This window comes from Saccharopolyspora sp. NPDC045941, assembly GCF_056431445.1.
In genome coordinates, this window is record NZ_JBWKKU010000021.1 from 26150 (window position 1) to 49697 (window position 23548).

Sequence of the window (23548 nt, forward strand, 5' to 3'; positions counted from 1 at the left end):
ATGTCGTTCCGGGCAAGGGGAACAACTCCCGCAGTCGCCTTTCATACCCGGGTAGCACTGCCAGCAGCCTGACGCTCCGTCGAAGACGTTCGGGTTCGACCAGGTCCCGGGTCTGGTTCTCGTCGATGCCGGATTCCGGCATCAGGCGTCCATGGCGAGCGGCGGCGGTGGACGGCGCCAGACCACTTCCCCGGTCTCGTTGTTCCGGATCTCGACGATGTCCGCCGGCGGGATCGTTCCCGTGAAGGCGACCTCCTTCTCCCAAGGGAAGGAGTACCTGACACCCCAACGCCGGAAGGTTTCGGCCACGTCGATGCCCGTCTCCGAAGGCACGATCTTGTAGCGGTACGGCCGTCGATTGAAGTTGAGTCCGGAGTCGTAGGTCGTGGACACGAACTGGGTGCGTCCGGTGGTCCCGACGTGCGTCTCCAGGGGCCGGACGTTCTCGGGTTCCTTGGGCACGAGCCCGTCAGCGAGCGCCACGTCCGGCTCGGTGTCGAGGAAGCGGTACACCGCGTCCGGCTGCACCTCCACGATCCCCCGGTCCAGGTCCTCGGGCACGAGCAGGTCGTGCTTCACACCCCCCAGCAGGCCACCCGCCGGTTTCGGATACCTGTCGGTGAACTCCTTCAACCCGCGGGCGAACTCCAGGGCCGCCCGATCGCCCTGCTCCCGGCGAACCCGGTCGATCATGGCGAGATCCCGCTCGTACTGCGCCTGGGCGGCGGCATCCTCCGGTCCAAGGCTCAGGTGCTTGACGCCGGCCTGGTGCGCGATCGCCCGGGCGATCGGCAGGGGCGCATCAGCGATCTTCCCCTTCTCCGCCCACCTCGACAGCCGGTCGTACTCCTGCCGCCATGACTCGTAGGACGCACCGGGCGAACCGGCCTCGCGGACGTTGACGAACGGGATCTCGTGCTGGTCGGAGGAGTTCGCGAGCTCGTCCGGGTCCGTCACGAAGGTGACGCCGATCAGCTCGTCGTTGCGCCCCAGCAACGGCCGCGACTCAACGGCGGCCGGGTTGAAGAAGATCTCCTGCCCGTCGTAGCTCGTGCCGCGCGCGACATCCGAGCTGTTGCCCGGCTGGGAATCCGGAGTCGGGCTCGACAAAGCGCCGTCGTCGGTCTGCTGAGCCGGTTTGGGCGCCAGCGCCTGCTCGAACAGGTCCGCCAGGTTCTCGACCGGCGAGTCCGAACCGGCGTCGGTCTGTCCGGCCCCGTCCTCGGTGGTCGTCGTGGACCCGTCGGTGGTGGTCACCGACGCATCGCCGGTGCCAGCTGTGCCACCGGTGGAGGAAAAGCTGCCGAAGGTGCGCCGCACGGGATCAGCCCCGGACTGCGTCGACGGCCCGGTCGCGCGCGAGATCTTCAGCTCCTCGCCCCACTCGACCCCCTGGATCCCGCGCTCCGCGACGGCGGTTTCGTCCGAACTCTGGTCGTGGCCGAACGTCTGCAGGGTGTGGTTTCCGCCACCGGCGGAGCTCTCCGGCACCATGTTCGCGGTGTGCTCGTTGTCGGCTGGCCGCTGCGTCGACGGGCCGCCGGTGCCGGCCTCGGTGTCCCCGGTGACCGGCGATTGCGCGCCGTCGAATGCGTTCCAGCTGCCACCGTCGGTGATCACCGTGTAGGGGAAGGACGATTCCTCGTCGTTCATGAACCCGACGGTGACTTCCTCGGTGGGTGCGAACACGGCGCCGCCGCGGTCGAAGTTCGGGAGGGCCTGCTGGAAGTCGTAGGCGGCACCGCCGGGCTCGGTGAGCTTGCCGGCTGCGCACGCCAGCAGCAGGTAGGAGCCGGTGGCGGACGTCGGGCGCGCGGCGCGGAACGCCGCCGACTTCGCGACGATCTCGGCGAAGGTCGCTCCATCGACCGACACCGTCCTCCCGTTGAACAGCGTGACCTTCAGAGCCGTCGGGCCGGCATGCGCGTTGATGACGAACGGGGCCTCGGAGGAGTCGGCCCAAGGAACGGGGGCCTGGGAGTTCGAGAGGTCCTCTGGCTGGCCGATGGACTGGGAGAACTCTTGGACGGATCCGGGGAAGAAGTAGTTCTCCTTGGCGGCGCTACCACCCTCCTCGGCCCACGCCTGCATGTGCTCGACCCATTCCGCGTCGCTCAGGAAGGTGACACCGATCGCCTCGTTGTCGGCGCTGGTCAGCGTTCGCACCTGCACGGCACTCGGCTTGAAGAAGATCTCCTGGTCCGCGCCCCAGCCCCGCAGCACACCGGACTCGTCGTCGGACCCGGAATCGGTGGCGGACTCGGAATCGGTGGTGGCGTCGTCGCTCGACTGGTGCACCGCATCGGGCGACAGCACCTGCGCGAACAGCTCCTCCATGCTCTGGACGGACGAGTCCAGGTCGGCGACCGGCTGCTCGAAATCGTCTTGCCCAAGAGGGTCCACTGCTGACGTCGTGGGGTCATCGGTGTCGACCGACGCCGGCGTGTGGCCATTGCCTCGAGCCGAGGAGTAGCTACCGAAGGTGGGGGGCGACATCGGCACGGACATCGACTCGATCCCGGCGGCGCCGCTGGCGGCGATCGCGGCCCGCAGCTCCGCCAGCACCTCGTTGAACGCCTTCTCGTCGCCGCTTGCCAGCGCATGCTCGATCGGCTCGTTGAACAACGCCAGTTGCTCCTGGGCGATGACGGCGACCTGTCCTTCTTCCCTTCGCTGGTAGAGGTGGTTGTGCACCTCCGCCGCGATCAACTCCGAAGCGGCCTTCGGCAGGTACTCCGGCATCCCGTCGAAGACGTTCGCGTTCAGCACGAAGTGTCCCGGCTGGTAGAGCACGCCGTCGATCTCGATCGAGCCGCTACCCAGGTACCTGCCACCGAGGATGTACTTCTGGGCGATACCGCCGGCGAAGGTGATCTCGCGCTCTCGCTGCATGTCCGTCGCGGGACCGAGCGTGTGGTTCGCCGCGATGCCACCGGGCGCGAGGATCCAGTACTGCCAGGTGTGCGTGCCTTCCTTGGCGTAGCGCGAGCTGAGCGAAGTGCTCACGAACATCGAGTTCGTGTTCTTCTCGACGTACTCCACCAACGAGATGTTGTGACCGTCCGGGCGCAAGTTGCCCGGATTGCGCGGGGAGAAGCCCGGACGCCATTCGCCGTCGGCGCCATCGGCGCGCTTGACGCTGAAGATCTCGCCAGGCGAGAGCTTGTCGACGCGGTAGACGAACAACGGCTCGTTGATCACCTGGGGCCGCGGGACGGTGTTGTGGAAGGGCACATCGGTGACGGCCGCCGGTGGCCTGCCGTCCGACCACTCGTAGCTCAGCAGCTCGGGGATCCCCGGCTCGACCGGGTGCATGGCACCGATCTTCGTGCGGCCCAGGGCATCCGGCCCCGACCAGACGTACTCGCCACCGAGAACCTTCGCCGTGACGTTGATGGCATCCGAGGTGCCGGTCGCGGCGATTTCAATGCTGCCGTCCAGGGACGTGGTGCGAAGCCACAGCCAGTCCGCGCTGTACTGGACCACGCGACCGCCCTGAATCTCCCCCGGCTGCCACTGCTCCCAGATCCCGTGGGGCAGAAGCGCATCGGCGTCGGACGAACGGCGCCCTTCGGCCAACTTGATCGGAGACCGGACCGGCGCCTGGAAGACCGGCGAAACGCCGTCGTTCGAGTAGAGGGTGCGGACTCCACCAGGATGGGCGGTGATTTCGCCGGTCGCCTTGGTGAACTCCAACTGCCGGTAGTACTTGCCGCTGTCGTTCCAGTGCGGGAATTCGAACACCAAGCTCCCACCGGTGTCAGAGTGCAAGACGCCGAGGTGCGCCGCACCGATCCGGTCGACGAGCAGCACCTGGTTACCGTTGGCGGCGAGCCTGAAGTGGCCGATGTTGTCGCCGGTGTGCCGGATCAGCCGCCGCTCGCCCCACACGATGTCCTCGATCGGGCCGGGCTCGAGGTGGCCGACACCCCGCTGCTCCACCGAATCGGGCGACAGCATGTGCGCGGACTGGTCTCCTCCGGCGTGCACCGCCGGCCCCGCGGCGAAGTCCGACTGTTCCGCACCGCCCTGGGCAGGTGAGTGCTGCGACGTTTCTGGATCGTGCGCCACGTTCCCGGGTGCGACCTCTTCGAGCACCGTCAGGCCGCCGCCGGTCGAGATCACCTTGAACCGGCTGCCCGCCGGGAAACCGAGCTTGCCGTCCGGCAACAGGTGTGCCGATCCCCATTCCGCGCCGGACGCGGCCAGGAACACGACCTCTCCGTCGTTCGCCGACGTCGACGCGAAGGCCGTGGCGGTCAGGCCCACCTCGTCGCCGGGCTTCGCGTTGGCCAGCCAGCCCATTCCACGCGCCGCACCTCCGGCCACCGTTCCCCCGGCGGCGGTGGCCATCGGGAACCGGCGCACGCCGTTGTTCACCAAGCCATCCACCACGAGCGCGTTCGCGTCCTGGTCGCCTCGTGCCGACGCGAGGGCGTTGCGGAAGCCGGCCGCATCCAGGACGCCCGATGCCGCGTGGTGCGCGGCGATGAGCTCGATGTCGGCCGAGGTCCCTGTCATCGCGGTCTCGGCTCCCTGGCCGAACAGAAAGCCCATCACCGCGGTGAAGTCTTCCTGGAGTCGCCCGCTGCTCTGCCAGAGACCGGTGTAGAAGGCGTAATCCCCTTCTGCCGCTTGGAAGTCCTGGAGGATCTGCTCCGCCGGCTCCTGGTCGTGGAACGCCGCACCGTCTGCCGCCTGTTCGACATCGTCCTGCGCGGTCCCGTCCTGGCCGTCCGGCTCCGGCGACGTCCCCAGGGCGCTCGACGCGCCCTCGTCACCAACGGAGTTCTCCGCTGCAGCGCTGTTGCCGGTGAGCTGCCCCGCCGTCGATACCGAGAGGCCGTTCTCCGCACCGGGGACACCGGTGTTCTCCGTCGGCACGGCGACGACCTCTTCGAGCACGGTCACGCCGCCGTCGGTGGCGACAACCCGGAACCGGCTGCCCGCCGGGAAGCCGACGTTGTCCTGCGGCAGCAGGTACGCCGACTGCCAGTTCGTGCCAGGTGCCGGGCGGAAAACCACGTCGCCGTCGGTGTCGTTCGCCGAAGCGAAGGCCGCAGCGGACAGGCTCACCTCGTCGCCGGGCTGGGCCTCGGCCAGCCAGCCGGCCCACCGAGCCCCGCCGGTCACCTGAGCGCCGGTGAACGCCGGGAACCGGCGCACGCCGTTGTTCACCAACGATTCGATGAGCATCGCCTGCGGTCGCTGCTGCTGCAGGCCCGCGGAGAAGCCGAGGTGGCCCGCGTCGTCCAGGGCACCTGAGGCCGCCTGCTGCGCCGCGTACAGCTCGATGTCCGACAGCGCACCCTGCAGCAGGTTCGGGTCGTGCTCGGCCGAGAACTCGTACACTTCATCGTCTGCCGCCAGCAGCTGCTCTTCCGCCCAAAGCCGCTGGTAGAACTGGTAGTCCTGGTCAGTCGGCTCGAAGCCCGCGGTGATCCGCTCCTGGGCCAGCGCGGTGGCCTGCCAGGGCCGCATCGACGTGATGGCCTCGTGCAGGCTGTCGCCGAGCCCGGCCAGGTCTTCGGTCGAGTCGGTGTAGAGCCGATCGGTGTCCTCGATGCCGTTGGCCTCCAGGAAGCCGCGCAGGCCGCTGGTGAACCCGCTCAGCTCCAGGAGATCGGCGGCGCCGAACCGGTCGTCCGATGCGAAGGCGCGGGCCAGGCCGAGCAGCGTCGCTTCGTCGAAGTCCGTGGTGGCGCGGAGCTGCTCCAACTGCTGGACCGAGATGCCGAGCTCGGTCGCGATCTGCTCGGACATCTGCGGGATCGCGTCGCGGATGGCCTGGACCAGCGCGGCTTCGGCGGTCTCGTCGGGCCCGGTGCCCTCCGGTAGCTGGTGCAGCTGCCAGCCGTTGTGGGACATGGCGTTGGTCAGCGTCACCAGCTGGCCCAGGGTCGGCTCGGGCAGCAGGTCGCCGGCGGCTCCCCGGTAGTGGGGGTTGACCACGTGCAGGCCGCTCTCCTGGAGCAGTGCGGACCGCACGTACTGCTTGCCGACGCCGCCGGGGAACCCGATTTCCTGCTCGAACGCCTTGTTCGTGGCGGGTCCGAGCGTCGCGTTGACGTCGACACCGCCCGGTGGCGCCACGATCTCGAACTGCCAGGGAGTCCCCTCGATGCCGAACGACGCGGAGCGGGTGGTGCTGACGAACATCGAGTTGTAGTTCTGGTGCACGTACTGCGCGATGTCCATGTTGTCGGCGGAGAACCCGCCGTCGTCGTCGTAACCGCCGAGCGGAATCCGGTTCGACGTGTTCAGCGGCGCGAAGCCGGCCGGGAACACGATGACCGGACCGCGCCGGTCGATGCGGAACAGGACATTGCCGTCCGTCCGCCACAGCGGCGGCGGGTAGATGTTGCTCAGGTCCGCGGTCGGGTCGGCAGCCACCGACTTCGGGTCGGCGGCCGGCTGCGGGCTCGGCGCGGGCGCGATCGGGTGCTGCTGGCCGACGTAGGTTCCCGAGACGCCGACCGGCGGCCCGGGGGCGCCCAGGTCGTTGCGGACGAACTGGTAGCTGGCCAGCTTCGCCTTGTCCTCGACCTGGCCGAAGCCGGTACGGAACTCGTTGCGGCGCAGCTCGCCCCGGATGTGCTCGCCGTGCGTGCCCTGCTTCGCCACCTCAACGGTGATCGAGCCGTTCGGGTGCGCCGTGCGACGCCAGTCCCCGTCCGGGCTGAGCTGCGTGACCGCTCCGCCGGTGACCTGCGGCGCGCCCCAGTTCTCCGCAGGTCGGCTCGGCCCCGTCACGGCCGAGTCCGACCAGTGCTCCAGCTGGATCGCGGCCACCTTGAACTCGCCGATCTGCCCGGTGTCCAGGCTGACGGCCACGTGCTCACCGGCGGCGAAGTGCAGCGTCGTCATGCCGTCCTGGTGCGGCGTCTGCGCGGTGACCAGGTGGGCGGCGCCCAGCACGTCGATGAGCAGCAGGTGCTCGCCGTCGGGGGACCGCCAGATGTGACCGATCGGCGCATCGTCGTGGCGGAGCTCGCTGCGGTCCCAGCCGTCGGAGGGCGCATCGCTGCGCGCACCCGAATCCACCGCGGGATTCAGGGAGTCGTCGTCGCCCGGCGACATCGAGTTGTCGTCCACTGTGGAAGTCGTGGCCGCCGTGTTCTGGTGCTCGGGCGCGTCCTCGGTGGTGACGGTGTCGATCTCGTTCGGCTGCCCGTTCTCACCCGCTTCCTGCTGCGCGGCCGAGGAGTCCGCGTCCGTCTGCTGCGTCGTGAGCGTCAGCTCGGACTGGATGTGGTCGGCCAGGCTCAGAGCCGGGTTGGCCGCGGTGTCTTCGGCCGCTGCCTGGCTCACCGCCTCCGCGTACGGCGGCGGTGGCGGCTGGTACGTCGGGACCGGGGTCACGGGACCGGCTTCCTGCGACGGGTTGCGCCGCCGGCCGACCAGGTACTCCTCCCACGCCGCCGTGCTGGTCAGCCCCTGGCTGACCAGCACGTTCTGCAGTTCCGCCAGACCGGCCTGCCCGTCCTCGACGTCCGTCGAGATGGCGTTCCAGTCATTGCGGAAGAACGTCGCCAGCGCGTACGGCTCCGCCCGGAGCTCCGCCGCCGCCCGCAACAACGTCGGCGCGTCCAGGTCGTTGGCCCGCGCTGCGCGCGGCAGTTCGTCGGGAACCCGCCCGAGCACCTGGCTCAACTCCGCCAGCCTGGTCGCGTCGAGGCCGTGGACGTCCACCAGGTTGCGCAGTCGCGCGGTGTCCCGCGCGGGGTCGAACCACGACTCGCCCCACAGCTGCGGGAAGTGCTCCCGGGACCAGCTCTCGAGCTCGGCACCCCGGCCCATCAGGCCCTGCCACCAGTCCCGGATCAGGTGGTCCGACCTGGTGGTGGCCGAGTCGGGGCGGGCGTCCAGGTAGTCGCTGAAATTCGCCAGCTCGCCGGGGCCCACCGCCGGGATGTTCCGGAAGAACCGCAGGTAGCCCGGCGAGAGGTCGGCCAGCTCCAGCCAGCCGTCGATGGCGCTGGCCGCGACCTCGTGCAGCGGCTCCTGGGTGGCCAGGCTCCCCAGCCAGGACATCCGCAGCGCCGGGAAGATGGCGGCATCGGAGATCGCGGCGAGATCGCGCACCTGGCCCAGCTGGATTCCCCAGCCCCGCGCCGCCGTCCACAGCTCGCCGCGACCGGCGCGGCGCAGCTCGTCGACCTCGCGCACCAGCGCCGTCCGGTCGCTCGCGTCCAGCCCGTGGGTGTTCGCGTAGGTGGCCATGTCCACCAAGTCGCGCGAACCGCGGGCTCCCGGCCGCAGGCCGAGCTGCCAGCCGGCGATCAGGGGACGCAGCCCGTGCCGGTTCGGGTGGTACGCGATCGAGATGGCCTTCATGACGTTCGGCCACGCTTGGGCCGCGTGGCCGAACCTGCCGCGGCGCGTCCCGTCCACGCTCATGCCGTGTTGGGCGAGGTAGTTCCGGAAGCCGTCCAGGTCCGTCCGGCCCAACTGCCGAACCTGGCCGCGGAAGGCCGCGAGGTCCTCCGGACGCAGCCCGTATTCCGCCAGCGCATCGCGGAGGTTCGCGGCCACCGACTCCGGCGGGGTGTCCCGCCCGATCAGCGACTGGTCGAGCAGGCCCAGGTCGTCGGTCGTGACACCGAGCTGCCGGCCGACCTCGCTGCGGAAGTCCGGGCCCCCGTGGGCGTGGGCCAGCCCCGCCGCGGACAGGGCCGAGCCGGCGATCGCCTCCGCCATGCCGGCGAGGGACGCCCCGGAGCCGAAGATGCCCTGTGCGAGGTCGGCAACGGACAGGCCAGGCCCGGTGATCACCGGCGGAACGCCCATGTCGGCGAGGTTGAAGCTGGTGAGCCTGGAGCGGAGCACGTTCGTCCACGCAACCCTCGGGTCCAGCCCGGCGGCCACTTCCTCGTCCACCACCTGCCGGACTCCCTGCTCCTGGGCCAGCCCGGAAAGCTGGTTCGCGAAGACGCCCAGTTCCTGCGCGATCGACGCCTGGATGTCGGAGAACCGGAATTCCCTCGGCTGCTTGGAGTCCTGTTGCTGTGGTCGCGACGAGCTCGACGAACCGGCCGCGTTGGACGAATCAGCCCGGTTCGACGGGCCTGCCTCGTCGGAGCCGAACTCGCCCGCCTGGTGCGCCGAGTTCTGCGAACCACCCAAGGTGCGCGGGCGGGGCGGGTACAGGTCGGGGTGGTTGCGCACCAGGCCCTCGGCGAAGTCCTTCGCCGCCTCCGAGCCGTTCTTCAGCTCTTGCCAGATCATCTTGATGTGGTCGTCGAAATGCCGCCGGCCCGCGGTGTCGGTGGCGTCGATGCTCAGCAAGTGCACGCCGGCCTCGGCGGCGATCGCATGTGCCTGGTCGTACGCCCCCGGGTCGGTGGGCATCTTGCCCTTCGGCAGCCACGCCTCCAGCTTGGCGTACTTCGCCGCCCACTCCTGCTGGGTGCCGGAAACAGCGTCCTCGACCGGCTCGGTCGTCGATGTCTCGTCGTCGACCGCTTCCTCGGTGGACTGGTCCTGGGAATCCGCTTCGTTCAGGAGGTTGTTCGCGCCGGAGCCCTCCGGCAGGTCCTCGATCGGCGTCGGCCGCAGCGGCGGTCCGTCGTCCTGGTTCGTGGTCGAGGATTCGGTGTGGGCGTTCGTGGCCTGGTCGTCGTCGCTGGTGTGCTGGGCGATCTGGGAGGTGACGGCCTTGGGGAGTTCCCAGCCGAGGGCTTCGGCCTCCTCCTTGGTGACCGTGGCCCACAGGCCGTCCCGGTGCACCGCGTCCTGCTGGTGGCTCGTCTCGATGCCGAAGCGGGACAGCGCCTTGGCCATGGCGGTGTACTGGACGTCGAAGGAGTACAGGTAGCGCGTCTGCGGCCCGTGCTCGGTGAAGACCTTCCGCTCGATCCCGTCGAAGGAGTCCTCTGTGGACTTGTTCTTGCGGCCGCCTGCGGCCTCCGCACCGATGTAGACGTCGCCCTTCATGCTCGTGCTGCCAAGCCCGAACTGCGTGCCGGTGCCCTTCGCCTTGGACTCCGACACCGACCAGATCTGGTCCTGCGACGTCTCCCCGCCGTTGGTGTGCAGCACCGTCAGCAGGCGCGGGTTGGCCAGCTGGTACTGCATCCCGATCTCGTAGTCGCTGGCGAACGCCTTCTCCGCCAGCTTCGTCTCGTGCGCGACCGCGCCGGTCATGAACTCCTTGGCGTTCGAGCGCAGCATCTCGTCGGACAGCAGCTCGCCCAGCTGCATCCGGTGCGGGCTGGCGTGCCCGGCGAACCGCTGCGCGGCCGGGAGCACGTCCGTGCCGGACTTGGCGGCCCTGCCGACGGCTTGGGCCGCGAGATCGACCAGGCCGTTGCGGTACTGCTTGGTCACCTCCAGCGACTTGGCGCTCAACGCAGCCTCGGTGACGTTGTTGTCGTCAGCGGCGAACGTGCCGGGGCGCAGGCCCCAGCTGTGGCCGACCACGTCCAGCAGGTACTTCGGCATCCGCAGCGTGGCCTGCGCCGGCACGGTGTCGAGCGTGGTCGACACCGCGCCCGCGTCGCGGAACGTCTCGGGCTTGAGGGTCTCCAACAGGAAGGAGTCGGCCTTGTAGTACTTGACCTCGTAGTGCAGCTCCACCGGCAGCTGCACTACGACGTGCTCGTCGCCGTGCTCGGTCCGGGTGCTGCGCTGCCTGCGTGTGTCCCCTGTGGACAGATCTTCGGCCTTGCCGCGGTTGTAACCGGCCTGCACCGACGGGCCGGTGATGACGGTCGGGTCGGAGGTGTCGAGGAGGATGTTGAAGGCGCCGGACACGCCCTTGTTCGTCGCGGTGGAGCGCTGTCGCTGGTCCTCGTGGCCGCCCTGGGTCTCGGAGAAGGACCGCCAGGTGGGCAGGTCCGTCACGTTGGCCCGCTGGTTCCAGCCCTGCACGGGCTCGGCCCAGACGTGCAGAGAGAAGTAGCGCGCACCCAGCTTCTTCGGGGCACGCTCGTAGAACGTCACCCCGCCGTTGAGCAGTTTCTGCTGCATGGCCGGGTTGTCGAGCTGCTGGAGCCGCCGCGACGTCGGCTGGTCCGCACCGCGCACCAGTGCGGGCGCGTGCTTTTCGAGGAACTCCACGAAGGGCTCGCCGAGCGGCTTCGAAGTGGCCAGCTTCGTCAGCCTGGCGTCGGAGCTCAACGCCTTGCCGAGGTCGGCGAGGCCGGCGGCCGGCTTCTCGGGGCCGAACGGGATCGCGACGCCGTCGAACAGGGCGTTGGCCTCCCGCTCGGACATCACCACCAGGTACGCATCGCGCATCAGGTAGCTCTGGGTCTTGCTGCTGCCCTTCGCCGGATAGGGGTTGAACAGGTCCCCGTGCAGCGCGTTCTGGCTGGTGCTCACCCGCTGGTCCACCACCGCGTGGGCCAGCACCAGCACCTGCTTCTCCTGCGGCACCTGCTGGGTGATCTTCGTGGCGCCGCTGCTGGAGCCGGACTGCCCGGTCCCCCACGAGCCGGCCAGGGTCGCCACGCCGTCGACGCCGATCACGCCGAGCTGACCGTTGACGCCGCCTTCGAGGCCGGTGCCGGTGCCGTGCGACACATTGCCGCTCAGCTTGGTGGCTTCCTGGGCCGTCAGCAGATCGGCGGGCACCTCGCCGAGCACCTTGGAGCCGAACAACGTGATGCCTGCCTGCTCCATCGACGACCGGTCGTAGCGCCCCCAGGAACCGTCCTTGACCGCGTTGGCGACCACCTTGGGACCCTGGTGCGCGACCGACGCGGCGGTGGCGAACGCGTTGGGTTCCGGAAGCACGTGAGACGTCGACCGGTGGGTGAAGGGCAGCTTCAGCCGGACGTCCTCCCACCACGCCTTCACCGCGTGCGTGCCGTCCACCTGCAGCTGCTTCGAGTGCTCCTTGAACAGCTCGAAGAGCTTGTCACCGGCGGGTGCCGAGACGACCAGCAGCTTGTCCGACGGCAGCTGCGGACCGAGGTCCGAGCGGGTGGTCGCGTCCTGGCCCGCGGGGAGGAGCTCGACGGTGCCCTGGTGCAGCTCGTCGGCGTGGTTCGCCTTGAACTCCGGGACCTGGTACTCCGCCACCGTCTCGACCGTGGCCTGGCGGATGCGCTGGAGACCGCCCTTGCCGGACATCTTGACCACGACGTCCAGGTCGAGGCCCTGCTGGAGCCGCACCGCCGGGCCGCGGTAGTTCTGCTTGGTCTCGATGGTCGAGGCGGAACCGGCGCCCGAGCTGGTGCTCCAGGACTTCTTGGCGTGGCCGCCGAGGTTGGCGTTGAAGTACAGGCGGTTGCCCGGGGCCGATACGAAGTTCCGGATCCGGAACCGGCCGTTGACCAGCAGTTTGGCGGCGATACCGGTGCCGGTGCTGCCGCTGTTGGACACCTCGACGCCGCGGGTGCTGGAGAGCTCGGCATGTGCCACGTGGTCGGCCCGCAGGACGTCCTTCGGGGTACCGGTGACCGACACCTCCATCTTGTAGTCGCCGAAGTCGAAGGCCGCGATGTAGGCGTGCTTGCCCCGGTCGCGGGCCCGTTCCTGCTGGTTTTCCAGGAGCTGCTGGTAGACCTTCGGCCAGTCCTCCAGCTCCATGCCCTGCTTGCGCAGCTGCCGCTCGAAGTCCTCCAGCGCTTCGATGGCCCACTTGTCGCTGTGCACCGCGAACTTGCGGCCGCCCACCTCCACGTCGGTGGCGATGGAGGTGGTGCCGATCTGGTTGAACTCCCGCACCAGTTTCACCGGGTCCAGCGCGGCGGCCTTCTCCGCCAGCTCGGCCAGCAGCTGCTTGCGCTCGTCGGTGGTCAGCGAGGTGTCGGCGATCAGCGCGTCCCGGCCGGCCCGGAGCACCTTGTCCAGCACGCCCTCGGAACCGTGCAGGTACTTCAGATCCGTCAGCGGGGTGTTCTTGGCGAGGGCGGCGTAGTCCTTCTTCCGCTGCTCGGTGAGGTCGGGGTCGGGCTTCGGCAGCGGCGGGCGCTGCAGCGAACCGTCCAGCGCGGACTTCAGCACCTGTTCGAAGTTCGCCTTGTTCTCGTCGCGCACTGTCACGTACACGCTGATCTGTTCGCTGCCCGAAACCTGCTTCTGGTGCGGCTTGCCGTCGACGTCGACCGACATCGAGAAGTCGAGGGACATCTTCAGCTCGTACTTCGTGCCCTCCGAGGTGTGGAAGGCCTTCTCCTTCAGGTAGGGCTTCTCCTTGCCGCCGAAGCCCTTGTCCTGGCCCACCCCCGCGCTCAACGCGCCGTTGATGCCCGCCTGCACCGGGAGCAGGGCGTTCATCACCGCGGTAACGGTCTTCAGGAAGCGGGCCGTGACGCCCAGCCCGAAGCCGCCGCTCGCGCTGTTGCCGAAGGTGAACCCGAAGTTGCGCCGCCGGGTGGTACCTGCCGTGACGGTGGACGTGCTCACCTCCTCGACGCCGTGGAGGCGGAAGTCCCCGGACAGGTTCAGGTCGAGCCGCTGGTTGCCCGCGGTGAACTTGTTGCGCAGGAACCGCGCGACGGTGTCCAGCTCCGGCGGTAGGCCGTCGATCGCAGGCCGCTTCGGGTCGAGCTGCACGACCGAGGTGGCGGGCACGGACATCTTCGTGAACACGCCGCGCAGGTAGTTGTCCATCAGGCCGTGGCCGGAGATCCGGTCCGCGACGTTGCGGTTCAGCGCCTTGTCGTGCGGCGCGATGTCCGCCAGGAGGTCCAGCACCTTCTGCCGGAAGCCCCGCAGGCCGGTGTAGCCCGTGACGGCGGCGATGAGGTTCTCCGCCGCGAACGGCATCGCCGGCGCCTGGCGCCCGGGCGGCAGGGTGTGGCGCACGGGATCGGTGATCTTGTTCCCAACGGCATCGGCCGGGTAGCCCAGATGCGCCTTCTCGGGCAGCTCGCTGATCATCTCGACCGGCGCCGCGTCCTTGTCGTGCAGCGTCGCGTGCAGCTCGAACCCGACCTCGAAGACATCGTCGATCTTGTTCTTCAGGACGTGCAGGTTGCTGTCCGTCTCGGTGAAGCCGAGCTTGACCGCGGTCTCCCCGGAGAGCTCCAGGAGCGGCAGCACGTAGAGCAGGTCTTCGCCGATCGGGGTGATCACCCCGCTGACCACGTTCACCGAGATCTGGTGGGCGTGGGTTTGGGAGCCACCGCCCGCCGGCGCGGTCTCCAGCGCGGCCTGCTGCATCGCGGCCTCGGCCAGCGGGACGTTCAGCACGTGGGCCGCGGTCTTCGCGTCGAGGTGGAGCCACAGGCGGCGGTCGTCGCCCATCGGCACCATGACGCCCTCGCTGAGGGAGATCAGCAGGCCCACCGGGCCGCGACCGCTGTCGAGCGTCTCCAGGTGCGTGCGCAGCGCGGCCAGCGCATCGGCGTCGAGCGGGTTCCGCTGGTTGTTCCGCACCCCGTCGACGAGCATGTCGAGCAGCTTCGCCCGGGCGGCGTCGAGGTCGGCGACCGAGTGTTCGCCGATCTTGAGCAGCGCGGCATCGGTGGTGATCGTCTTGTCCTTGGCCAGCGGAACCGGCGTCCGCTCGTCGAAGGCCGGGCCGCCGTTCAGATCGGACAGGTTGGACGAGTCGCTGGACGGCTTGGGGACGTCCTCCGAATCGGACTCCACGAGCGTCGTGGCGCCCAGGACCTTGTTCGAACCCTCGCCGGACAGGCCCGCGTGCTGCCGCGAAGGACCCGAATCGACGAGGTGGGCCTGGATCGGGGTCTGGAACCCGTCGAAGTCGATGGAGTCCACATCGGACAGATGGGCGTTGCTCGCGACGTCGTCGTCCCGCAGAACCGGTTGCTTGCCCCGCGACAGGGCATCCGGCTTCGGGAGCCCGAACGAATCAAGCGACTCCACATCGGACAGTTGGGTCTTGCTCGCGGCATCGTCATCGCGAACCGGCGTCTCCCGCTGCTGCGGGGCTTCCTGGATCGACTTCAGCAGCGAATCGAACTCGCCCGGATTGTTCGGGTCCGCGTTCGACAGCTGCTGCACGGCCCGGTAGTAGGCGGCCAGCTCTTCGTCGGCGCCGGCCAGCTCCTCGATCCCGGACAGGTCCAGGCCGGTCGACCGCGAGGTGGCACCGGTCGTCCGGCCCTCGGTGGTGGTCGTGTTCTCGTCGTGGGAGCGGACCTTCGCCGCATCCGCGGCGCCCACGTCGAACGACACGCTGTTCGGGTACTGCACCCGCTCGTCGCCGGCCTTGCCCCACTTCCCGCCGCGCTTCTGGGTTTCCACCTCGATCTCGTAGACGACGCTGCCGTGGAAGCGCTCCAGCTCCGCCTTGGACGTCTTCTCGTTGCCCTCCTCCTTGGTGACGTCCTGGACGCCCAGCTGAGTCGCGGTCTTGCGGGTCAGCGGGTTGAAGCCGGTGTTGTTGGTGCTCGGTGGAACCATGGCCAGATTGCCGAACCCGAGGTAGCCGCCCTTCTCCGCGTTGGTGGTGAGGTGGCCGGTGTGCTTCCGATCGTGCTTCTGCTGCTGCGCGGGCAGCTTCCAGGACACCTCGTGCTCGGGGTCGAACAACCGCATCTTCACGCGGAGCCGGATCTGCTCGTTGCGGGTGCGGTCCGGCACCTCGAACTTGATGGTCTGGCCGTCTTCGCTCAGGAAGCTCCTCGCGCTGTTCTGCAGCACCTCCGGGGACAGGAAGGTCTCCAGCTTGTTCCGGTTCGCCGTCCCGGGCCCGAACGCGCGGGCCTCCGGGGTGCCGAGCCCGCCGATGAGGTCGGCGGCCTTCTGGGACAGGTCGCCGGGAAGCACCTTGGTGACGTGGAACGACGACATCCCTGGCACGTCCGCGGTGATCTCCGACGGCAGGTCGGTGGGCGCGGGCACGCCTCGCGAGTGGCCGTCGACGCCGCTGTCGATCAGGCCTTCCGGCAGCTCCAGGCGCGTCACGCCGGTGAAGCCGTCGTCGGTGTGCACCGTGCGCGAGCCGGGGTCGCGGAACGATTTGCCCCCGGCCAGGCCGTTGGTCAGCGTGCTCACCAGCAGCGACGGCCGGTCGACCTTGATCAGCTCGATCCTGAACCGCCCGCCCTGCTCGAACTGCGCGATGTCGCCGGTCCGGGTGCGGTGCTGGTAGTTGTCCGTGACCGTGTTGCTGACCTCGACGCCCTCCGCCACGTGCCCGCCGAACACGGTGGCCGGTCCAGCGCTGCCGTGCGCGTTGGGGATCATCGGGCGCAGGACGAGACCGGCGGTGGTCTTGACCGACCGGGTGCCCTGCTTCTCCGCCGAGACGTTGTAGGCGGTCTCCGCCGAGCCGCCGGAGCCCTGGTGGATCAGCTGCGTAGCCGGACCGACCGGCTCGAAGGTGATCTTCACCGTGTAGCGGGTGCTGCCGCTGAAGAAGTTCGCCCGGGTGAAGGTGTGCGTCCAGCCACCGTTGAGGATCTGCCGGATCGCCCCGGGGCTGTTCAGACCGGACAGCGCGCGCACCGGGTCGAACGCCGGCGGGCGCCCGCCGCCGGACGGGTTCCAGTGCGGCACCACCTTCGGGAACTTCTCCGCGACGGACTTGACCGCCCAGTCGAACAGGCTCTTGTTCCCGTGCGGGATGAAGTCGACGACCTTGACGTCCTTGTCGAGGGCCTCGCCGATCCGGCTCAGCACCGGCACCCCGTTGGGCTTCTCGACGCGCTCGACGTGCGGCGAGGCCCACCCGTCCGGCGCCGGCAGGCCCTGCGCCACGCGCTGGTCCTCGGTGATCGCGACCACAGCGCTCTTCCGGTGCAAGAACTCCGTGCTGCCCTGGGTCGGCTTGACGATCTTAGGTGCGATGTCGGCACCCTTGGTGTTGGTCTGGCCCCAGAGCTCCTGCCAGGTGTCGTGGAACACCGTCGCGTCGAGGTCGACGAGGTAGAAGTGGATCGGCGACGCGTTGGACGCCGTGGTCTGCTTGTCCGTGCTGGCCAGCGCGTCCCGGTCGCTGTTCTCGGCCTGATAGCCGACGCCGACGCCGAGTTCGCCGACACCGAACAGGACCGTGGCGTTCACGTCGCCGGCGATGCCCGAGCCCACGCCCTCGTGCACCGACTTCTCGCTCGTGGTGGCGCCGTGCCACTTCATGCCGTCGACGGTGCCGAGCGGCACCGGGTTGTAGTACTTGTACTCGAAACCCCCGGCCCCGCGCCGGTCGAACGCGTAGCCGTCGACCGTCCCGAAGTTGCGCGTCTGCGGGCCTTCGCCCGCCGCCTGCTGCACGATGTCGAACCACTGGCGGCTCATGTCGTCGGCTTGGGTGAAGGGCTTGGTGAACCACAGCTTCGACTGGTTGCCGTTCGCCGTCTGCAGGTCCCGGAACTCGCTGTTGAGCGGCCGGTAGTTGTCCGGCGACCAGACCAGCATGGCGTCCCGCACCTCTTGCGCGAACGCCTCCGGGTTCTGCTCCATGTGCTTCGTCCGGGCATCACCGCTCAGCGGGGCATCGGTCTGCAGCTTCGCCGGCAGGTCGATCAGGGGCGCGGGCACCAGGTAGCCGGCGATCGCGTCGACGTCCACCTCACCGAGATCCGTGCGGATCTGCGACTGCCCGAGCTTCGTCAGGTCGGACGGCTTGCGCACGGCCGCGTTCAGCCGATCGCCGAGGCTGACGTCGAGGGTCTCCTGGACCTGCACGCGGAAGGTGACGGCGCGCTCGACGATGCTGCCCGGACCGGCGTACTTGAGCTTGTTCTCGTGGCCGGAGGCGGCGAGGTGGCCGCCGAGCCGGTGGCCGTCGCCCTTGCCCTGGGAGCTGGCCCCGACGCCGGCGTAGTTCGGGTTTCCGAAGCCGTCCTTGGCCAGGCGCCCGCGGAGGATGAAACCCAGGTTGCCCTGGAAACCGAGGGTGTTCTTGTCCCGTTCGCGCCAGTTCGTGCTGTAGGAGCGGGTGCCGGTCGAAACGATCTTGCCCTTCTTGTGCTCGGCCAGCACGTCGCCCAGCAAGCCGTCCACGGTGACCGCGTAGTGCCGGTTCCCGTGGTTCACCTGCACCTGCAGGGGATTGTCGGGCAGGTCGTCGTAGTGGTGGGCGAGCCGGGTGAACTTGGCCGCCAGTTCGAACGCGCCGAGCCCGGCGAGCTGCCTCTTGATGTCGCGCAGCGCGGCTTCGTCGAGTTCGACTCCTTGGTCGTTCAGGCGGCCGACGATCAGGTCGTACGCCTTCTCGAAGACCTGGTGCGCGTTCTCGACGTGCTTCAGGTCGTTCAGCAGCCCGTTGTTGGACACCACCGTGCGCAGCGCCGCGGCTCGCTGCGGGTCCAGCGCAGTCTTCGGCGGCGGGCCGGACGACACCGGCTTCTCGCTCTGCAGGGCTGCGTCGAGCGCATCGCGGAACGCCTTGGTCTTCGACTCCTCGACGGACACGTAGTACGCCCCGCCGTCGCTTACCCCGAGGTCGTGCTTGGTGACCTTCAGGTCGCCGGCCTGCCGCGTCTCCAGGTCCACCTGGAAGCCCGTGTCCAGCCGGAAGAGCCGCATCGGGGCGTCGACCAGCAGCTTCTGCTTGGACGTCCAGGACACCTTGTTGGTGTCGGTGCTCTTGCTGGTAGCCCCGATGCCGAGGTGCCCGTTCGGCGCGGCCTGCAGGTGCGGCAGGATCTCGCCCGCCCCGCCGACCCGGATACCGGGCTCGAAGCCCATCGTGGTGCTGCTCTCCTGCAGCTCCTCGTAGGTGTGCCGCCGGTCGATGCCGATGCCTGCGGTGAACTCGCCGAGGTCCTCGTAGCCGCGGACCTTCGGCTGGAAGTGCAGTGTGGACTCGGCGGGCTTGGTGCTCTGCCAGAACCGGAACCGCGGCAGCTTGCTCCCGACGTCCGGGCGGTGCGTGATGGAGAACCCGTGTGCCAGGGACGGGACGGACTCCTCTTCGAACTTCCCGGCGTTGACCTTCGCGCTGAGGTCGCTCCACCACTGGGTGTGCTTGCGGATGTGGTCCGGGAGGTTCTTGAAGATGTCCTTGTGCAGGTTGCCGAGCTTGACCGCGTCCACATCGGCGGCCAGCTCGGTCACCTCGGTGGGCAGCGCGACCGGATCCTTGCGGACCGGGACGTTCTCGCGCAGGGCGTCGACCGCCGGGGCCAGCAGCTCCTTCGAGTAGGCCAGCTTCGCGGTGCCGAAGTGGGCCTGCCCGGAGAGTGCGCCATCCGCCTCCCAGCGCAGGTCGAAGTCGACGTCGAAGATGCTCTTCGCCGAGCTGAACTTCACCGTGCTCGTCACCGAATCGGAGTGCCGGGCACCGAACTTGTTGCCGCGATCCCCGTTCAAGGTGAGGGTGGGGACCACGTTGACGACGCCCTGCGCCACCGACAGCACCACGCCCAGCGCCGCGTTGAACGGCGTGCGGCGCACGTTCTCCTTGCTGTTGTGGAACGCCTCGGCGGTCTCGTTGACGGTCTTCTGCTGCAGGTTCGTGTCCGAAACGCCGGCCCGGATATCCGTGAGCGACAGCTTCAGGTGCACGTCGTGGTGCTGCGTCGTGGTGCCGCTGCCATCGGCGTTCGGCACGTCCACCGCGACCTTGAACAACCTGCCGTTGGACAGCGCTTTCAGCAGGCCCAGCTCACCGCTGTTGTAGACCAGTTTCGTGAGCTGTCCGGTCAGGTTCTCGGTGGCCTTCACGTCGCCCAGGTCGATTCCGCCCGCGACCTTCTCCGCGACCTGCTGCGCGGCCTGCCAGCGGGTCTTGCCCTCGCCCGGGCCCGGAACGACGTCGAACAGCTTCTCCACGCGGATGGTCTTGCCGGTGATGACGCCGTCGCGCACCAGCGTGATCGGCACCTTCGCCGGCATCTTCTGCAGCTTCTCGGCCGCCCGCAGGAAGTCGTCCCGCATGCTGCCGAGCCCCGTGTCGGTCAGCTCCAGCTTCGGTGCGCCGGACGTCGAGGAGTCCTCGAACCGGCCCATCGTCTCCAGGAAGCCCGGACCCCGGCTGTCGTTGTCGAGGCCCTTCAGCAGCTGCTCGGCGAAGTCCTTCGCCGCCGATCCTCCGGACTGCTCGTTCGCATTGGTGGTCGAGGCGTCCGTGTTCGGATGCGCACCGCTGTTCTGCCCCTGGTTCGACAGTGCGGACATCTCGATGTCCTCGCCGGAGTCCTCGGCCGCGGCGCGGCGGTGCGGGGCCTTCGGTTCGAGACCGGGATCGTCGGTGTCGGTCACCGTCTTGCGGGTGTTCGCCTGGGAGATGTTGAAGGCGCCCATCTCGCGGGCGAGCCATTCGATCTGCCACAGGTGGCGGGGCTGGAGATCCTGGTCCGTGCTCGGCCTCGCGCCCATGAGGTTGTTCTTCGAGTCGTGGACCCGGTGCCGGCGAGCCGGCGGCTTCTTCCCGGCGGTGCTTTCGGTGGCGAGCCCCTCCGGCCGGACAGGCTTGCTGTTGAACACCGGCGGGGCGATGTCGTGGTGGTTGAAGAGATATTCGTCGACCAGGCCCAGGGCGTGCCCGATCTCGTGGAGGTAGCGGCCCTCGTTCTCGCCCAGGACCCAGTGCCCCTGGTCCGTGGCCTTCGACTTCTTCGCGTCCTGCTCGACGAGGTTCACGGTGTTGTGCGCGTCGGCGGCCTTGCCGACGAACTCCAGGTTCACGAGGAACTCGTCGCCGCTGGGCAGCTGGTAACCCGCGTTGAACTTCTCGGCGACCAGGGCCTTGGTCGCGTTCATGACGTGCGCGCGCTGCTCCGGCGTGCCGCCGACGAGGTGGATCTTGTGCGTGTACTCCTGGACGTGGGCGTTCGGGCCGACCTGGATCTTCCGCAGGTCGTAGCCGACGGTCCCGCGCATCTGGCCGAACTTGTGCCGCTTCACGTTCGCCAGGTCGGTGGCGGACACGTGGGTCACCACGTCGTGGATGTTGCGCAGCAGCGGGTTGCCGTCGGCGTCGAATTCGGTGCTGGATTCGAAGGTCTGCGCCGGCACCTCGTACTCGGTGCCGTGCTTGTCCCCGTCCTTCGCCATCCCCAGCACGTCGACGGGCTCGACCTTCACCGTCACGACCGGAGCCGAGTTGCGCAGGCGCTCCCACTCGCCCTCGGCCAGCTGCTTCGGGTCGAACGGCGTGTGCCCTTTCGGACGCATCCACGGCTGCTGTTCGATCGTGTCGTCGGTGTGCCGCAGCCGCAGGTCGTCCAGCCTGCGCTGGCCCTCGTCGTTGAAGCGGAAGTCCGGCTGCTTCCGATCGCCGTCCTGCTTCGGCGGGTTGTCGTCGCCCTCCCTCGTCTCGGGCTGCGCCTGCTGCACCGGGGATTCCTGGCGCACGACGGTGTCGTTGGGCTGCGGCACCGGCGGATCGGAGCTGGTTGCGACCTGGTTCAGCGGCGTCGGCGCGGTTTGGCCGTCCGTGCCGACATGCTGGGGCGCAGTGGTGGCGGTGGTGTTGCCGGAGCCGGTGGACGGCGGCGGCCCGGACTCGGTGGAGACCTGCTGGCCGTGCTGCGTCGGCGCGGGGCCCTGCGGCACCGCGCTGTCGTCGGTGATGTTCGGCGCTGGCCGGGTGGGAGTGCTCGACTCCGTCACCAGCTTCTGCGGCGTCTCTGGCGTGGAGTTCGGGGTGTTGCTCTGGCTGGGCCCCGGGCCTCCCGACTTCGAGGCGGACTGCGGCGTCGTGCTGGGAGCGGTGGAATTCTGCGGGCCGGACGTCGTCTGCACCGGGGTCGGCGGGGCGATGCCGCCCTGCGGCGGAGCGACGACCTGCTGTTCGCCGCTCGAAACATCCTGCTGGTGCTGGCGGACTTGCTCCTCGGGATCGTCCACTTCGAGCATGTCGAGGTCCGACTCGTCCACGTCGCTGGTGTCGAAGTCGGAGTCGTAGTCGCGGTTCTCGTCCCGGGTGTTCCTGTCGTGGCTGTTGCTGTCCAAGCCGTCCGAGGTGGTGTCGCCGGGGAACTCGCCGGTCGAACTCGTGGTGTTGTCGGACATCCACGACCGGACCGACCTGTTGTCATCGGACGAGGTGTCGCTCTCGTCGTTGACCGTCGATGTGTTGCTGTACAGCGAGGTGTTGTCGGATTCGGTCTTGAGGTCCGACGCGGACGGTGCGTCCGGGATGGACATCTTCGGGTGGTCGGCGCCCCACACCGCCTGCTTGACCTTGTCCGAGAGCGGATCTCCGACGAAGCTCTCGCCCAGGTGCTCGGCGGCACCCATCACCATGCCGCCGGTGAAGCTGTACCAGCTGACCTTGAACTCGTGCTCCTCGCCGAAGAACAGGTTGTTGAAGCCCTCGCTGAGCACCCCGTGGACGCCGTAGACCGGCGACCCCAGCACGGAGGTGCCGAACATGAACATCTTGGTGCCCTTGTGGTGGTCGAGCACCGCCTTCTGGATGGCGTCCGGGTAGTTCTTGGTCAGCCCCTCGACGGTCTCCTTGCCCAGCACCTTCTGGTGCTGGGACAGCACGTCGCCCAGCTCCTTCTTGAGCACGTCGGGGTGGTTCTTGCCGACGTTCTTGGTGATGGTCTGCGCGACCTTCTCGCCGAGCTCCTTGGCCTGCTTCTCGCCCATCTCCTTTCCGAAGTTCTTCGCGAACACCGAGCCGAGCTGTTCCTTGAACTTGAAGCCCGGGCCGGCGGTGAGCGTCTTGGTGAGCCCCTTGATGCCGGCGAAGTTGCTCATCTTGTCGCCGCCGAAGCCGGTCATGAAGTACGTCGAGAAGCTCTTCGTCTTGGCAGCCAGGTCGTCGGCGAACTTGCCCGGCGCGCCCTCCGGGAAGGAATCCTTGACGCCCTTGCCGAGGAAGTCGTCGAAGTCCTTGAACTTGCTGCCGAGCTTGCTGAACGGCAGGAACTTGTTCATGAACTTGCTGTTCAGCAGCTTCGCAAGCCCCTTGGAGAGGTACTTGCCCAGCCCCTGCGCGCCCATGCTCGCGATGCCGCCCAGGGCACCGGAGACCGCCGCGCCCTTCATCGCGCTGCTCGTGAGCTCGTCGTCCTTGCTGTCCCGGAGACCTTGGTCGATCTGCCACTGCTGGATCGCCGCGTCCAGGATGGCGGCGAAGATGGTCTCCATCGCCAGCGAGATGATCGTGTGGATCAGCAGCTGCATCAGCAGCCGCAGCACCACCTGCGTGATGGCCTTGATGAGCGGGATCTTCAGCAGCGAGAGCCCGCCGCTGGGAACCGCGAGCGCGATGGAGATCGCGATCTCCACGAACATGAAGATCAGTTGCCCGATCGCCTGGATCTTCATGTACTCGACCTGCGCGGCGGTGTTGCGCAGGTAGTCGTGCATCCCGCGGGCGCCCTTGGCGGCCGACTCCAGCGGGATCTGCCCCTCCTTGTTGGGGGAGATGTACTGGTTGGCGTAGTCGGCGAACGCCTTCGCCATCCGGCCGTCGATCGCCTCGTTGATGTTGCGGACGAACGTGTGCAGGTGCCCCTGCAGCGAGTCCAGTTCCTTGGCGAGGTCCTCGTACCGGTCGGCCAGCGCCCGCAACCGGTCCTCGTCGGCCTCGGGCCACTCCGAGCCGGTGAGGCCCGCGAACGCCTTGGAATGCTCGGGAGGGATGTACAACGCCATGGACGAAGACATCCCCTTTCCCGGTCATCCGCCTCCGGCCTTCGGAAGCGGTCGGTCCTTCTTTCGTCGCGCGCCCGCTCGGCGCGGGCAGTTCTGCCGGAAAGACCGTGCCCTGGAGTTCCGG

The 23548-nt window shown here is 68.6% G+C and carries 1 protein-coding gene; it reads right to left on the bottom strand.

Features of this window, described 5'->3' with window-relative positions; all coding sequences use genetic code 11:
- Positions 1-141 precede the first annotated feature (141 nt).
- Positions 142-23424, bottom strand: a complete 23283-nt coding sequence (locus AC07FN_RS18820; protein ID WP_478396766.1) for a scabin-related ADP-ribosyltransferase — start codon at positions 23422-23424, stop codon at positions 142-144.
- Between the last annotated feature and the right edge of the window lie 124 nt (positions 23425-23548).

Coding starts and splice junctions, on each gene's coding strand:
- AC07FN_RS18820 (WP_478396766.1), bottom strand. CDS start 23,424: ATGGCGTTGTACATCCCTCCCGAGCATTCCAAGGCGTTCGCGGGCCTC.